The sequence below is a fragment of the Mycobacterium scrofulaceum genome (assembly GCF_001667885.1).
GTDB classification, from domain to species: Bacteria; Actinomycetota; Actinomycetes; order Mycobacteriales; family Mycobacteriaceae; genus Mycobacterium; species Mycobacterium scrofulaceum_C.
Map to the genome: position 1 here is coordinate 52,830 of NZ_LZJW01000164.1, position 14,357 is coordinate 67,186.

The window sequence follows — 14,357 nt, forward strand, 5'->3', positions numbered from 1 at the left end:
GGCGGCTAGACGGCCGAGGCGACCGGAACGCCGAGCAGGTCAAGGGCGTTGTCGCGCATCACTTTACGGATATCGGCTTCGCTGAAGCCGGTGAGCTCCTCGGCGAACGAGACCGGCGTCTCGAGGCCCTCGCCGTGCGGCCAGTCGGAACCGAACAAGATCTTGTCGATGCCGATCACACCGGCCAGCTCGGTCAGGTCGTCCTCGTAGTATGGGGCGATCCAGACATTGTTGCGCAACTGCTCCACCGGATCCTCGGGAAAGTCGCGGGGCTGGGTGTTGGCCGCCTTCTTCAGCCGCTTGATCAGCCGATGGACGAAGTATGAGCCGTTCTCGATGCTGACCGCCTTGAGCTTCGGATGACGGGTGAACACGCCGTGCACGATCATCGAGGCCATCGTGTCGTGGATGGCCCGGTCATCGAGGAGCACGTTGTCCAGTGGATCCTTCGCTCCGAAACCCTCGAACGTCGCCTTGCCGCCCCACGCCGCCGCGATGTGCAGGTAGCCGCTGTCGCTGAGGTGGAATCCGACCGGAACTCCAGCCTCGGCCAGCCGCGCCCATACCGGGTCATGGCTGGGATGCCCCAACGAGCGCGGCTTGACCAAGCCGGGCACGGGTGCCGGGCGCACCAGCACCAGCTTGGCGCCGCGCGCCAACACGAACTCCACCTCTTCCAGCGCCTTTTCCGGGTCCGCCAGCGAGATGATCGGCGCGGCGATGATGCGGTGATCGGGCCGGTCGAAACCCCAGTCCTCGTCGAGCCACAGGTTGAACGCGTGCACCGACGCCATCGTCGCCTCGATGTCTCCCTTGAGCGCCTCCTCGACTCCGCACGCGAAAGTCGGCAGCATGAAGACGGTTTCGATGTCCTGGGTGTCCATCACCGCGACCCGGGCGTCGCGGTTCTGGTACTCCGGGTGCTCCGCGAGGCGCTCGACCTTCATCAGCGACGCCGGGTCCACGCCTTCGGGAATCTCCCCGCGGAACAACAGATCCAGGCAACCCGGCACGATGATCGGATCGAAGGTGGGGTTCGGCACGAAGTGGTTGACCCGACCGCCGATCACGGCCAGCGTGCGCTTGCCTTGAGTGACCATCTGGACGCCGCGGCTCTTGAACGCCCTGTCGAGGTGGCGGGTGAAGGCGTCCAGGGGCTCGTAGTAGTGGTTGTCGACGTCGATCGCCTGGTAACCCAAACTGGCCATGATCTTCCTTTCCGGCATTACCGGCGAGCGCTAAGCGTCGGTCGAGTTGAGTGAGGGAAATTGCGGGGCCCGCTTCTCGAGGAAGCTGGTGATGCCTTCGATGACGTCCGGCCGCGGCATCGCTTCGTGCAGCAACACCTCGGCGCGCGAGGTGGCGTCGACGACGTCCCGAGTCGCGTCGCCGTACACCTGCCGTTTGATCACTTCCATGGAGGCCGGCGAACAGTTGCGGGCGATGTCCTCGGCGTACTCCAGTGCACGCTTCATCAAATCCTCGGGCGGGAGCACTTCTTTGACCAGCCCGAGCTCGGCCGCCTCTTCGGCGAGGAAGGTGCGACCGCTCAGCAGCAGATCCAGGGCGACGCCCCACGTGGTGAGGCGCGGGAGGATCCAGGAGATGCCGAACTCGGCGATCAGTCCGCGGCGGGCGAAGACCGCGGCGAACTTCGCGCCGGCCGCCGCGAATCGGACGTCGCACATGAGCGCCTGGGTCAGGCCGATGCCGACACACGCGCCGTTGATGGCCGCGATCACGGGCTTGCGCAGCGTGGTCACGAAATGCGGTGGCCGCTCGCCTACCAAGTCGGCGAGGTCGGTCTGCCTCGCCTTCTCCATCGTGTCGCCGTAGCTCGGCGCGGAACTCGGCGTGCCCAGGTATGCGCCGGCGCAGAAGCCTTTGCCCCGTCCGGTCACCACGATTATCCGGATGGCCGGGTCCCGTTCGGCGCGGTCGATCGCGGCGTAGAACCCGGCGGCGATGTCGGGGCCCCAGGCGTTGAGACGGTCCGGTCGGTTGAAGGTCAGTATCGCGACGCCGCTGGCGGTGGCCTCGTAGAGCACTGCGTCCTCGGAAGCGCCGTCGCTGCCGGACATCTACCCCGTTACCTCCCTCAGGATCGCCAACGAATCCGCGACTTTTGTACGCATACTGTATACCTATCGGTACCGTTTTCCACAACCACCGTCGCGCCCCCACGACCCCGGCCGAACAGCGCGTTTCTGGCGACTGAACCGAGTGGTCGACGGCGGGACAGCGGCCCGTGAATCGGCGCGTAGCCCGCAGTGTGGCGAGCACCACGTCGCCACCACGTTTTCTTCGACCGCAGATCTGGGAAAGCGAACATAGATACCCACTAACAGGGAGGGAAAACGCCATGGTGGACATCAAGAGCGGCCCGATCGAGGCCATCCAGGGCATCGTCGAGGCCGTCTTCGGTAAGGCCAAGGAGATCGTCGGCACGATCATCGGCCGCAACGATCTGGTCAACGAGGGTCAGGCGCAGCAGGACAAGGCCGACGCGCAGCGCAGCGCGGCCAAGAAGGAAGCGGCGGCCGAAAAGGCGCGCGGCAAGGCCAAGGCCGCGGAGGCGCGCGAGAAGGCCGAGCAGCAGTAAGCGATTGGCTCTACCAAGGGCCCGGTCACCGGCTGGTGGCCGGGCTCTTGCTCGTCAATCCACGTGTGACGCAATCCTTTTGCAGAAAAGCTACGCCGCGAGGAGCCCGAGGCGGCGATACGCTCTTTCGATTTGCGACTTGGCTTCGGGCGGCAACTCCGCTTGCGGCGGGCGCGAGTGCGGATAGGCGCCGATCGGCAAACCCAGCAGCGAGGCGGCGTATTTGAACGCGCCGGCCCAATGGGTGAAGTAGTCGGGCCGCCCTGGGTAGCACGTCCACCACGATCCGACGTCGAGGTCGAACTGGTCCAGGCCCGACTCGCGGCCGAAGTCCATCGCCTCCAGCAGCTTGTCGTTTTGCACCAAATCCCAGTACTGGGAAAACAATCGCCGCTGCGGCGTCTCGAACAGGTAGCCCGCGGTGCCCAGTTGCGCGGGGCAGACGATCCCGTCACGTAGCCATCCCGCGCGGTATACCGTCTTGTCGCACTCCCACAGCACCAGGCCGGGCGCCAGCTCGTGCAGCAAGCGACTGCTCGCCGGCCGAAAGGCGCCCTCTTTGGTGGCGCACACCGCAGGCACCTCGTCGTAGATCCGCGCACTTTCAGCCGCGGTCAGCACGTAGCCCGACGACGGCGAGTTGAACATGCCCAGGGCGACGTCGGTGCGCGAGGCGATGTACTTGAAGAATCGCAACACACCCTCGCCGCCGTGCACCTCCATCATCGGCGTCTGGATATACACGATGTCGGCGCCGGCCGCCTGGGCGTGCAGCGTCAGGTCCAGACAATCCTTCGCGGACATGGCCGCCGTGCACGCTTGCACCACAACGTCGGGGTTGGCGGCGCGGCCCTCTTCAATTGCCACCTCCAGCAAGCGCTTTCGCTCGTCGAGGGTCAACGACCAGAACTCGGACAGCCCGCTGGTGCACCACAGCATCGGGTGGCCGAGGTCGCCGACGCAGTAGCGGACCAGCGTCCGATATGCCTCCCAGTCGATGTCGTCCCCGTCCGGACCACAGAACGGGGTGTAGAGGGAGTCGCCGATTCCCCGCAGTGCCCCGCGCGCCCACGCGCGCGCCTCGCTTGCCGTCGCCACAATCGACCCCTTCTCCTCAGCCGAGCGTCTAGATCTGGGCGGTCAGGTGAAGTCCGAACCGCCGTCGACGTTGATGTTGGCCCCGGTCATGTAGGAGTTGCGTCGCGAGGCGAGGAAGGCGACCACCGGCCCGATCTCCTCCGGCAGGCCCGCCCGCGGCATGTGCGCGGGATGGCCAAAGTGTTTGGCAATGGCCTCCATCAGCGCGTAGGGGTCGTCACCGTCGACACCGACCGACTTGGCCCATCCGACCAGAGACTCGGATGCGATGCTGCCGGGCGACACCACGTTGACCAAGATCTCGTCCTTGGCCAACAGCAACGAGAGGTTTTTCGACACACTCGTCAACATCGACTTGGCCGCCGTGTAGGCGGGCAGCATGACGCTCTGCCGCTGGGTCGAGTGGGCCGAGAAGTTGACGATCCGTGCCCATGGCGCCTTGCGCAGCAGCGGAAGCGCCGCGCGGACGCACCGAACCATTCCCATCACGCCGTCTTCGACGGCCTGGCGCCACTGCTCGTCGGTCAGTTCGTCGAACGTGCCCGCCGCGCCGGGCCCCACCGTGTTGACGAGCACATTGATCTCGCCGCCCCAACGCCGCCCGATTTCGGCGAACGCCTTATCGACCTGACCGGCGTCGCCGATGTCCGCGACCACCGCGACGACATCGGGGCTACCTCGCGACGTCAGATCCGCAACCGCTGTGTCGAGCGCCTCACGGCCGCGGCCGACCAATGCCACCCGGGCACTCTCGTCGGCGAGGCAACGGGCCGCCGCCAAACCCATCCCGCGGCTACCACCGACGACAACCGTTGCGGCATTCGCCAGGCCTAGATCCATGGCAAATCCCGTGGCCTATCGGAGGACTCGGTCAATGGCTTGTGCCCGGTCATCTTCGCCCGTCCAGCCTTCGTTACCAAAAAGCCTACGATAGGTATTACAGTAGCAGATGGAAAAACGCACGGAAGCCCGGTTGACGGCCATCGTCGAGCGGCAACACCCGCACGTATGCGCAGGTGAGTTGGCACGGCTCTCCGACCGCATGCACAGGATACATCGTGATGGAGGTGCCCGTAGTGGCAAAGCAGGCTACCGCCGACAAGCGTCAACGACGCGAGCGCGGATCCATCAATCCCGATGACATCATCAGTGGCGCATTCGAACTCGCAGAGCAGGTGTCGATCGACAACTTGAGCATGCCGCTGCTCGGCAAACATCTGGGCGTCGGCGTCACCAGCATCTACTGGTACTTCCGTAAGAAGGACGATCTGCTCAACGCGATGACCGACCGCGCGCTGAGCAAGTACGTGTTCGCCACTCCCTACGTCGAGGCCAGCGACTGGCGCGAGACGTTGCGCAACCATGCGCGCCTGATGCGGAAAACGTTCATGGGCAACCCGATTCTGTGCGACCTGATTCTGATTCGGGCCGCGCTCAGCCCGAAGGCGGCGCGACTGGGCGCCGAGGAGATGGAGAAGGCGATCGCCAACCTGGTCGAAGCCGGCCTTACTCCAGAGGATGCCTTCGACACCTACTCGGCGGTTTCGGTGCACGTCCGCGGATCGGTGGTGCTGCAGCGGCTCTACGAAAAGAACCAGTCCACCGATGAGGGCGCGCGCGCCATCGAGGACGCCGTCGCCATCGACCCGGAGAAGACTCCACTGCTGGCGCAGGTGAGCCGCATCGGCCATCGGATCGGCGCCCCGGACGAGACCAACTTCGAGTACGGCCTCGGCTGCATCCTCGATCACGCCAGCCGGTTGATCGAGGAGGGCAAAGGAGCCAAAGGCGGCAAGGCGGCGCCGTCACGGGCCCGCAAGGCCGCCAAGGCGCCCGGGTCGCGCGCGCGGACCAAGGCCCCGGCCGCGCGCTAGCCCACACGAATCGGCTTACTACACCTCGGGTTCCGGCACGTCGAAGTATTCGTCGCGGAGCCGGAACGCTTCCTTGGTCCCGTGCTGCGCGCGGGTTTTGACGAAGTTGAACTCTCCCGGCCCGAATTGCAGATTGGTGCCGAAGGCGTGAAAGAGGTAGCTGGCCACTTCCTCGCCCTGGTATGCCTGACTCTGTTCGACGAGACGGAACGCCTCCTTGGCGATGACCACCCCGTCGGCGGGCATCTTCGCCGCCTTCTCTGCCCAGTACCGCGCCCGAGCGGGTACCGCGGCGGAATCGCATGTGTCGGTGAAGATCCCGAGATGCTCGAGCTCGCCCGCCTCGACGACGTCACCGGTCAGCAGCAGTCGCCGGGCCAGCACGGGGCCGAGGCGGTGGAAGAACATGTGCAGGCTGCCGAGAGCGGGCCCGAGAAAGCGGGTCGCCGGCATGCCTATCTTGGTGTCGCGTGCTATCACGGAGATGTCGGTCATCAGCGCCATTTCGAAGCCGCCGCCGAGCGCGTAGCCGGCGATCTCGCCCACCGTGACCTTCGGGAAGCCCATGAAGTTGTGGTAGAAGCCAAAAGACTTACGGTCCACGGTGAGTCGCCGGCGCTGACTGGGACGGCGCTTGGCCGGCGCGTCGTCACCGTCGGTTTTGCTTGGCGTGCCGTACCAGCCATACGCGTTGTTCATGTCGGCCCCGGTGGAGAAGACTCCCCCGGCGCCGCGCAACAGCACCACCGTCAGATCGTCGTCTTCGGCCACCTCGTCAAGGCATCGGGCGACCGTCTCGCGCATCGCGGCGTCATACGAATTGCGTTGGGCCGGATTGTTCAGCGTGATCGTGGCGATGCGGCGGTCGCGGTCGACCTCGAACAGCACGCGATCGTCCGAGGAGTTCGGGGAAGTCATCTGTCGGACTCCTTTCGCCGCCTGCCGAATTGAAACCCGGCCAGCTTTTCCGGCGGTGACGCCAACGTGGTCACCTCGCCGGTGCAGAGCACTTCGTCGTCGAGCAGCAGCCGAGCCGTCGACGCGATCCCGCGTTCGATCTGCGAGCGAGCGATGTCGAACCGCAGGTCGGTCAACACCGGTGTCGGCCGGCGAAACGTCACCGCCAGCGACCGCGTCTTCCCGGACAGGCCCGTGACGCAGTTGTGGTGCTGAATGACGCAGTCGAAGAAAACGCCCAAAAAGCCCCCGTGCACCAATCCCGGTGGGCCCTCGTAGACCAGGGGAAAGTTGACCCGCCCGGTCGCCTTGTCGGCATCGAGTTCGTCGAACAGGTACTCCGGAAAGCACGGGTTGTAGGCGCCGACGTCGGTGGCGTGGTTGAGGTAGACCCGTCGGGGATCGTCGGCGATGTCACCGATCCGCGGCGCGTTGTCCTCGGGCGCCGCGGCGGACAGTTCGTGCTCCCACTGCGCGAACTTCTCGAGCATGGTGTCGACCGTCGGATGCGGATGTTCCAGTGCGACCAGCAGTGAGCTCAGGCGCCGCATGGCGCCGGCCGCGGCCACGGTCTGGTCCAGGGGCCGCTCGCCGAACCTGGCGTCGCCGGTGGGCGTCGACCCGGGCGCGGCCCGCCGCTGGGCTCCGCCCTCCTGCATGGCCATGCTTGATCTCTTTTCGCTTGGGTTTCCGGCCCGGCTATTTCCGGCGGCAGCGTACCCTGCTAACTTATACAGCGTATCAATCGTATTGCCTACTGTATGGGTAACCGTATCGGCAGAAAGGCCGGATCCGACGGTGAGTCAGGGGGCCGACGCGGCCGGTGCCGACGGTTCGGTGGCAACGCACCGAGACGGCGCGATCTTGCGGATAGCGCTTGATCGACCGGGGCGGCGAAATTCGCTGAGCGAGGCCATGATTGGGTCATTGGTGGATGCGCTGACGACAGCCGCCGCCGACGATTCACTCAGGGCGATCCTCATCCGGGGCGGTGATGACTTCTGTGCCGGGGTGGACTGGGTCGCCACCAACGACCGGCAGCGGCCCCGCACCGGCGATCTGGTGCGGCGGATCCCCCATGGCGCCCACCGGGTCATCGAACTCGTCGCGAGCATCCAGCTGCCGGTGCTGTGCAGCGTGCGGGGATGGGCAGCGGGGTTCGGCTGCAACCTCGCGCTGGCCGCCGACTTCACCATCGCCGCCTCCGACGCGGTGTTCTGGGAGCCCTTCATCGACCGCGGCTTCAGCCCCGATTCGGGCGCCACCTGGCTGCTGCCCCGGCTGATCGGCCTCGCGCGGGCGAGGCGAATGTTGTTGCTCGGTGAGAAGCTCGGCGCCGTCGACGCGGCCGACTGGGGACTGATTCACCAGGCGGTGAGCCCCGGCGAGCTCGACGACGCCGCCGAGGTGTTGCTCGAACGGCTGGCGTCCGGGCCGACGGCGGCGATGGGGCTGGCCAAGCAGGCGCTGAGCTTCGGCCAGCACGCGACGCTGAGCGAATCGATGACCCAGGAGCTGTTCAACCTCGAACTGTCCTGCCGCACAGCGGACTTCAAGGAGGGCTTGGAAGCCTTCCGGCAGCGACGCACACCGAAATTCCAGGGCAGATGAGGGAACAGGATGCCTACTGACTCGTTCGACACCATCACCTACGACGTCGACGGGCATACCGCCACCATCGCGCTGAACCGCCCGGAGGCCCTCAACGCGCTCAGCCCGCACATGATCACCGAGTTGCGGGCGGCCTACGACGAGGCCGAAAACGACGACAAGGTATGGCTGACCATCGTGACCGGGACGGGTCGCGCGTTCTGCACCGGCGCCGACGTCAAGGCCATTCCCGAAGACGGCAAGGTGATCTACGAACGCCCGTACCTGTCGACTTACGACCAATGGGAGGCGCCACAGGAGGGCACCCCGCCGTTTCGCACGGCCGCCAAGCCCGTGATCACTGCGGTCAACGGGTTGTGCTGTGGCGCCGGCATGGACTGGGTCACCACATCGGACATCGTGATCGCGTCGGAACAAGCCACATTCTTCGATCCGCATGTGAGCATCGGGTTGGTGGCCGGACGCGAGATGGTGCGGGTGTCGCGCGTGCTGCCCCGCTCGATCGCCCTGCGGATGGCGTTGATGGGCAAGCACGAACGGATGAGCGCACACCGCGCCTACGAACTCGGCTTGGTGAGCGAGGTCGTCGAACACGACCGGCTTCTCGAGCGGGCGCGCGAGATTGCCGACATCGTCAACTCCAACGCGCCGCTGGCGGTCCGGGGAACTCGGCTGGCCATCGTCAAGGGCCTCAATGTCCCGCTGCACGAAGCCGAGATCATGGCGGAAACGTTCCGCGAGCGCGTGTTGCGCACCGAGGACGCGGCCGAAGGGCCCAAGGCCTTCGTGGAGAAACGCAAGCCGGATTGGCAATGCCGATGACGTTCGAGACCATCCTGCTCGACATCGACAAGACCGCCCGGGTCGCGACGATCACGCTGAACCGGCCGGGGCAGTTGAACGCGTTCAACCGCACCATGTGTGAGGAGATGGCCGAAGCCTGGCGCACGGTCAAACTCGATGACTCAGTCAACGCTGTCGTGCTGAGGGCGGCCGGTGATCGTGCGTTCAGCGCCGGACTGGATGTCAAGACGCCCTACGGGCAGCCCGAAAACATCTGGAACCACGAGGATCCCGGCGAGTCGCTCAGCCCCAAGTGGCAGAAGATGTGGAAGCCGGTCGTGTGCGCCGTTCAGGGGATGTGCACCGCGGGCGCGTTCTACTTCATCAACGAATCGGACGTGGTCATCTGCGCGGAGGACGCCACCTTCTTCGACTCGCACGTGTCGGCCGGCCTGGTCTGCGCCTTGGAACCGATCGGTTTGATGAGGCGGATCGGCTTGGGCGAGACGCTGCGCATCGCGCTGATGGGTAACGACGAACGGGTCGGCGCCGACACCGCGCTACGGATCGGATTGGTATCAGAGGTGGTCCCCGCCGCCCGGCTGTGGGACCGCGCGCACGAAATCGCCACGACCATCGCCGCGAAGCCCCCGACCGCGACGCAGGGCACGGTGAAGGCGATTTGGGAATCGCTCGACAAGCCATATCGGGCGGCGCTCGAGCAGGGGCTGATCTACACCCGGCTGGGCAATCCGCTCGGCACCGCCGAACTCGCCGCCCAGAAGGCCGACGGCGAAGGTGCGGCGCATACTCCAAAGATTCGCTGATGCCACCGCACCCGCTCAGTCAACGCATCGCCGATGTCCTCGGTCTGCGGCCAGAAGCGCACGCCATCGAGTATGAGGGCCAATGGATCTCCTGGGCCGGGGTCGGCGCCATGGCGCAGCGCATCGCCTGTCTCGTCGCCGAGCGTGGGCCCGATGTCGGTATCCTGCTGCGCAACCGGCCCGGGCAGGTGGCCGCGTTTCTCGGCGTGCTGCTGGCCGGCGGAACGGTCGTCGTCATCAACCCGGCTCGCGGCGACGAGCGCACCAAGGCCGACGTCGCCGGACTGCGGCTGCCCCTGATCATCGGGGAACGCGGCGATCTGACGACACTGCTGCCGCCGACGACCGGCGCCAGCACTGTGGCGATTGCGGGCCGGTTGGACGACGGCCCGGCCGGCCGCTCGGCGACTCCCCGGGCACCCGGTGTCCACCCGCGGACCGGGGTCGCGGTGCGAATGTTGACCAGCGGCACGACGGGTCCGCCCAAAAGGATCGACCTCGGCTACGACATGCTGGCGCGCAGCGTGATGGGCGCCGATCCCCACCGCGCCCCGGCGCCCACCGAACTCCGTCGCGGCGTCGCGATCGTCAACTCCCCACTGGTGCACATCGGCGGGGTGTTCCGCGTGCTGCAATGCATCGCCGACGCACGACCATTCGCGCTGCTCGAACGTTTCGAGCTGAAAGCCTGGGCCGACGCGGTGCGCAGGCACCGGCCGCGCACTGTATCGCTGGTACCCGCGGCCCTGCGCACGGTGTTGCACTCGGACCTGCCGCGGGCCGATCTGGAGAGCATCCGCGCCGTGACCTGCGGCACGGCCCCACTGACGGCCGACGACGCCGACGCCTTCACCGCCAAATACGGCATCCCCGTTTTGACGTCCTACGCGGCAACGGAATTCGGTGGTGGCGTCGCCGGTTGGACCCTGCCGGATCACCAACGCTATTGGGCCGCCAAACGCGGCAGCGTCGGCCGCGCCAACCCCGGTGCGCAGCTGCGGGTGGTCGCGGACGACGGCACGCCGCTGGGGGCCGACGCGGTCGGTCTGCTCGAGGTCAAGCCGGGCCAACTGGGGCCGTCGGCCGAATGGATGCGGACCACCGACATGGCGCGCATCGACGCGGACGGCTTTCTGTGGATCGTCGGGCGGGCCGACCAGGCGATCATCCGCGGTGGGTTCAAGGTGATGCCCGACGACGTTCGCACCGCCCTGGAGAGCCACCCCGCGGTGGCGGGTGCGGCGGTGGTCGGCCGGCCCGACCAGCGTCTCGGCGCGACGCCGATCGCCATGGTGGAGCTGCGTCGGCCCGCCTCCGTCGACTCCGACGCGCTGGTGGAATACCTCGGAACACGGTTGGCGCGCTACGAGATTCCCACCGAGATCGCGATCGTCGACACCATCCCGCGGACACCGTCGGGCAAGGCAGATCTGGGGGCGGTCCAGCGCTTCTTCAGCGCGGCCGACAGTGACCATGCCCGGTGACAGCCCGACGGTCGCCCGGGTCCTGACAGAGCGCGCCCGTGCGCGCGGGAAACATCCGCTCCTCATCTGCGACGGCGACCGGATCAGCTATGCCCAAGCCGAGGCCCGCTCGGCCGCGCTCGCCCGCGGCCTGATCGCCGTCGGCGCCGGCAAGGGCACCCATGTCGGCCTGCTCTACCCCAACGGCTCGGAATTCGTCGTCGCGATGCTGGCGGCGGCGCGGATCGGCGCCGTGGTGGTTCCGTTCTCCACCTTCGTCACCGCCCGTGAGATGCACGAACAGCTGCTCGACAGCGATGTCGAAATACTCTTGAGCGCAGCATCTTTCCGCGCCCACGACTACGTGCAACGACTCGAACAAGTGCTCTCGGACCCGGAATTCGAATCAGACGACCCGCTCTTGGCCCCGGCGGCACCGCAACTGCGGCAGGTCGGCATCAGCTACCACCCCCGTGCGCGGCGGCGCGTCCGCGACATCGACCGGATCTACCGGCTGGCCGATACCGTGACCCCCGAGCTGCTGGCGGCGACGCAAGATGACCTCCGGGGCTGCGATCCCCTGGCCATCGTGTACACGTCGGGCTCCAGCAGCGCCCCCAAGGGCGTCGTGCACACGCACGGCGCGCTGCTCGAACACCAGCGCAACCTCAACGACATTCGCGGTTTGACGGCCGACGACAAGCTGTTCTGCAATTCGCCGTTCTTCTGGATCGGCGGCCTGGCGTTCGGACTGCTCGCCACGTTGGTCGCGGGCTCGACTCTGATGTGCTCCCACGCCGAGGATCCCGGCAACACGCTTGACTTGCTCGAAGCCGAAAAGCCGACCATGACAAACGGTTTCAGCGCGGGGATCGCGCACCTCGCCGACCATCCGAGCTCCCCGAGCCGTGATCTGTCATCGATGCGTCGCGGCAACCTGTACCCGATCATGGCGCCCGAGGTTCGACCGGCCGATCCCGAGCTCCGGCACAACATGCTGGGCATGACCGAGGCCGGCAGCGTCGTGCTGATCAGCGGCGACGAGACCGACCAGCCCGAGAGCAGGCGCGGATCGTTCGGCAAACCCGCGCCCGGCTTCGACACCAAAATCGTCGACACCGAAACCGGATCGACGGCCGGCGTCGGCAAGGTCGGGGAACTCTGGATCCGCGGACCTTTCGTGATGCGGCGCTACCACCGACGCAGCCGCGAGGAGTGCTTCGACGCCGACGGTTGGTTCCACACCGGGGATTTGGTGCGCGCCGACGCCGACGGGTTCTTCTACTACCTCGGCCGGCTCAGCACGATGATCAAGACGGCCGGCGCCAATGTCTCGGCCGACGAGGTGGAACGGGCGATCGCCAAGGTCACCGGCGGGCTCACCGCCCATGTCGTCGGCGTCCCGGATGCGCGGCGTGGACAGCTGGTCGCGGCGGTCGTGATCGTTCCCGACCGCGCCGCCTTCGACGAGGCGGCGCTGCGGGACGGCCTCAAGGCCGAACTGTCGGCATACAAGATCCCCCGGCGCTTCCTGGCCCTGTCGCGCGATCAACTGCCGCTGCTCTCCAGCGGCAAAGTGGACAGACAGCACCTGCGAAAGCTGCTCGATGCCTGAATCGACGACGATCGACCAGCTGGTGCGTTCGCGCGCCACCCGCTACGGCGACAAGCCAATGGTGATCGACCCGACAGCGCGCACCGGTTACGGCCAACTGGACGCGGTGACAAGGGATCTCGCCGCGGTCTTCGTCGAAGCAGGCGTCACCAAGGGGACCCGGGTCGGGCTGATCATGCCGAACGGCGCGCGCTGGGTGGAGGTGGCGCTCGCCCTGACCCGCATCGGGGCGGTGCTGGTTCCGCTGAGCACGCTGCTCGCCGCGGGTGAACTGGTCGCGCAACTGCGGGCCGCCGCGGTGCAATTCCTGATCAGCGTCGAAGAGTTCCGCGGGCGCCGCTACCTCGACGCCCTGCCACCGCGGACCGAGCTTCCCGCCCTGCGCCAGATCTGGACGGCGGACCGGCTCACCGATGCCATCGCCGGCGATCGGGCCCGCCGGCTCGTCGACGCCATGACGGGCGCGGTCACGGCCGCCGACCTCATGGTCATCATGTTCACCTCCGGCAGCAGCGGGGCGCCCAAGGGAGTCATGCATTCTCACGGCAGCGCGCTGGGCGCCGTGCGATCGGGCCTGGCCGCGCGCCGCATCACCGCCGACACCCGGCTGTATCTACCGATGCCGTTCTTCTGGGTGGGCGGCTTCGGCAGCGGCATCCTTTCGACGCTGCTGGCCGGCGCCACCCTGGTGACCGAGGAGATACCGCGACCCGAGACCACGTTGCGACTGCTGGAAGCCGAGCGCGTGACGCTGTTCCGCGGCTGGCCCGACCAGGCCGAGACGCTGGCCCGGCACGCCGCCGCGATCGGCGCCGACCTGTCCGCCCTGCGCCCCGGAAGCCTGCAGGCGCTGCTCCCGCCCGACCAGCGGGCTCAGCCCGGCGCACGGGCCACATTGTTCGGCATGACCGAGGCGTTCGGCCCGTACTGCGGTTATCCCGCCGACACCGACATGCCCGCGCCGGCCTGGGGCAGTTGCGGAAAGCCGTTCGCGGGCATGGAGATTCGCATCGTCGACGCCGACAGCGGCGAGTCCGTCCCTGCGGGCAGGGTCGGCATGATCCAGATCCGCGGACCGCACACCCTGCGGGGCATCTGTGGCCGCAGCCGAGAAGACGTGTTCACCGTCGACGGCTTCTACCCCACCGGCGACCTGGGCCGCCTCGACGAAGAGGGGTTCCTGTTCTACCACGGGCGCTCCGACGACATGTTCAAGGTCAGCGGTGCAACCGTCTATCCCAGTGAGGTCGAACGGGCGCTGCGAACCATCGAGGGCGTCCGCAGTGCCTTTGTCACCAGCGTGCCGGGAACGACGGGCGAAAAGGTGGGCGCGGCGGTGGTGTGCGAGGGGGCGCTGTCCTCCGATCACCTGAGTCGTTGTGCGCGAACGCTGCTGAGCGCGTTCAAGGTTCCGACCGTGTGGCTGTTGTTGGAATCCGATGACGGCGTCCCGCGCGGGGGAACCGGCAAGGTCGACACCGGTCGGCTGCGGGAGATGCTGATCGAGACGCTCGCGGGCTGATCGTG

At 67.0% G+C, this 14,357-nt stretch carries 14 protein-coding genes; 8 read left to right on the forward strand and 6 right to left on the reverse strand.

Annotated elements, in window-relative coordinates:
• Positions 1 to 5: 5 nt before the first annotated feature.
• Positions 6 to 1,208: an amidohydrolase family protein gene (locus tag A5681_RS23040; protein WP_067281340.1), complete on the reverse strand. Its 1,203-nt coding sequence runs from the start codon at positions 1,206 to 1,208 to the stop codon at positions 6 to 8.
• Between the two features lie 30 nt (positions 1,209 to 1,238).
• The gene (locus tag A5681_RS23045; RefSeq protein WP_067281016.1) at positions 1,239 to 2,081 is read right to left on the reverse strand and encodes an enoyl-CoA hydratase; all 843 of its coding nucleotides are present in this window, start codon (positions 2,079 to 2,081) and stop codon (positions 1,239 to 1,241) included.
• Positions 2,082 to 2,362: 281 nt separating this feature from the next.
• Here A5681_RS23045 and A5681_RS23050 point away from each other — a divergent pair, with 281 nt between their 5' ends.
• The gene (locus A5681_RS23050; protein ID WP_067281020.1) at positions 2,363 to 2,602 is read left to right on the forward strand and encodes a CsbD family protein; all 240 of its coding nucleotides are present in this window, start codon (positions 2,363 to 2,365) and stop codon (positions 2,600 to 2,602) included.
• Positions 2,603 to 2,692: 90 nt separating this feature from the next.
• Here A5681_RS23050 and A5681_RS23055 read toward each other — a convergent pair whose 3' ends face one another.
• Positions 2,693 to 3,700, reverse strand: a complete 1,008-nt coding sequence (locus A5681_RS23055; RefSeq protein ID WP_067281023.1) for a dihydrodipicolinate synthase family protein — start codon at positions 3,698 to 3,700, stop codon at positions 2,693 to 2,695.
• A gap of 42 nt (positions 3,701 to 3,742) precedes the next feature.
• A complete protein-coding gene (locus A5681_RS23060; protein ID WP_067281026.1) occupies positions 3,743 to 4,540 on the reverse strand; it encodes an SDR family NAD(P)-dependent oxidoreductase in 798 nt (265 codons plus the stop codon).
• Between the two features lie 221 nt (positions 4,541 to 4,761).
• On the opposite strand from A5681_RS23060, the gene A5681_RS23065 reads away from it, so the two are divergent.
• Positions 4,762 to 5,574, forward strand: a complete 813-nt coding sequence (locus A5681_RS23065) for a TetR/AcrR family transcriptional regulator (protein ID WP_067281029.1) — start codon at positions 4,762 to 4,764, stop codon at positions 5,572 to 5,574.
• An 18-nt stretch (positions 5,575 to 5,592) separates the two neighbouring features.
• Here A5681_RS23065 and A5681_RS23070 read toward each other — a convergent pair whose 3' ends face one another.
• Both A5681_RS23070 and A5681_RS23075 read right to left on the reverse strand, forming a co-directional pair.
• Positions 5,593 to 6,492, reverse strand: a complete 900-nt coding sequence (locus A5681_RS23070) for an enoyl-CoA hydratase/isomerase family protein (RefSeq protein WP_067281033.1) — start codon at positions 6,490 to 6,492, stop codon at positions 5,593 to 5,595.
• The gene (locus A5681_RS23075; protein ID WP_067281037.1) at positions 6,489 to 7,196 is read right to left on the reverse strand and encodes a hypothetical protein; all 708 of its coding nucleotides are present in this window, start codon (positions 7,194 to 7,196) and stop codon (positions 6,489 to 6,491) included. Before A5681_RS23075 ends, A5681_RS23070 begins: the two co-directional genes overlap by 4 nt.
• A 133-nt stretch (positions 7,197 to 7,329) precedes the next feature.
• Here A5681_RS23075 and A5681_RS23080 point away from each other — a divergent pair, with 133 nt between their 5' ends.
• From A5681_RS23080 to A5681_RS23105, 6 genes are read left to right on the forward strand one after another with little or no spacing between them, the layout of a single operon-like run.
• Positions 7,330 to 8,142 (forward strand): enoyl-CoA hydratase/isomerase family protein, encoded by an 813-nt coding sequence (locus tag A5681_RS23080; protein ID WP_067281040.1) that lies wholly within the window; start codon positions 7,330 to 7,332, stop codon positions 8,140 to 8,142.
• A gap of 9 nt (positions 8,143 to 8,151) precedes the next feature.
• Positions 8,152 to 8,964, forward strand: coding sequence for an enoyl-CoA hydratase/isomerase family protein (locus A5681_RS23085; RefSeq protein WP_067281044.1), 813 nt, complete (start codon positions 8,152 to 8,154; stop codon positions 8,962 to 8,964).
• Positions 8,955 to 9,752, forward strand: a complete 798-nt coding sequence (locus tag A5681_RS23090) for an enoyl-CoA hydratase/isomerase family protein (RefSeq protein ID WP_197498698.1) — start codon at positions 8,955 to 8,957, stop codon at positions 9,750 to 9,752. Before A5681_RS23085 ends, A5681_RS23090 begins: the two co-directional genes overlap by 10 nt.
• Positions 9,752 to 11,236: a class I adenylate-forming enzyme family protein gene (locus A5681_RS23095; protein ID WP_067281047.1), complete on the forward strand. Its 1,485-nt coding sequence runs from the start codon at positions 9,752 to 9,754 to the stop codon at positions 11,234 to 11,236. Before A5681_RS23090 ends, A5681_RS23095 begins: the two co-directional genes overlap by 1 nt.
• Complete coding sequence (locus A5681_RS23100) at positions 11,226 to 12,830, forward strand: class I adenylate-forming enzyme family protein (RefSeq protein WP_067281346.1); 1,605 nt, start codon at positions 11,226 to 11,228, stop codon at positions 12,828 to 12,830. The genes A5681_RS23095 and A5681_RS23100 overlap by 11 nt, the downstream gene beginning before the upstream one ends.
• On the forward strand, positions 12,823 to 14,352 hold the full coding sequence (locus tag A5681_RS23105) for a class I adenylate-forming enzyme family protein (protein ID WP_067281049.1): 1,530 nt from the start codon (positions 12,823 to 12,825) through the stop codon (positions 14,350 to 14,352). The genes A5681_RS23100 and A5681_RS23105 overlap by 8 nt, the downstream gene beginning before the upstream one ends.
• Positions 14,353 to 14,357: the final 5 nt, after the last annotated feature.

Excerpts from the sequence above, each read along its gene's own strand:
- A5681_RS23040 (WP_067281340.1), bottom strand. The coding sequence starts at position 1,208 with ATGGCCAGTTTGGGTTACCAGGCGATCGACGTCGACAACCACTACTAC.
- A5681_RS23045 (WP_067281016.1), bottom strand. The coding sequence starts at position 2,081 with ATGTCCGGCAGCGACGGCGCTTCCGAGGACGCAGTGCTCTACGAGGCC.
- A5681_RS23050 (WP_067281020.1), top strand. The coding sequence starts at position 2,363 with ATGGTGGACATCAAGAGCGGCCCGATCGAGGCCATCCAGGGCATCGTC.
- A5681_RS23060 (WP_067281026.1), bottom strand. The coding sequence starts at position 4,540 with ATGGATCTAGGCCTGGCGAATGCCGCAACGGTTGTCGTCGGTGGTAGC.
- A5681_RS23065 (WP_067281029.1), top strand. The coding sequence starts at position 4,762 with ATGGAGGTGCCCGTAGTGGCAAAGCAGGCTACCGCCGACAAGCGTCAA.
- A5681_RS23070 (WP_067281033.1), bottom strand. The coding sequence starts at position 6,492 with ATGACTTCCCCGAACTCCTCGGACGATCGCGTGCTGTTCGAGGTCGAC.
- A5681_RS23075 (WP_067281037.1), bottom strand. The coding sequence starts at position 7,196 with ATGGCCATGCAGGAGGGCGGAGCCCAGCGGCGGGCCGCGCCCGGGTCG.
- A5681_RS23085 (WP_067281044.1), top strand. The coding sequence starts at position 8,152 with ATGCCTACTGACTCGTTCGACACCATCACCTACGACGTCGACGGGCAT.
- A5681_RS23090 (WP_197498698.1), top strand. The coding sequence starts at position 8,955 with ATGCCGATGACGTTCGAGACCATCCTGCTCGACATCGACAAGACCGCC.
- A5681_RS23095 (WP_067281047.1), top strand. The coding sequence starts at position 9,752 with ATGCCACCGCACCCGCTCAGTCAACGCATCGCCGATGTCCTCGGTCTG.
- A5681_RS23100 (WP_067281346.1), top strand. The coding sequence starts at position 11,226 with ATGCCCGGTGACAGCCCGACGGTCGCCCGGGTCCTGACAGAGCGCGCC.
- A5681_RS23105 (WP_067281049.1), top strand. The coding sequence starts at position 12,823 with ATGCCTGAATCGACGACGATCGACCAGCTGGTGCGTTCGCGCGCCACC.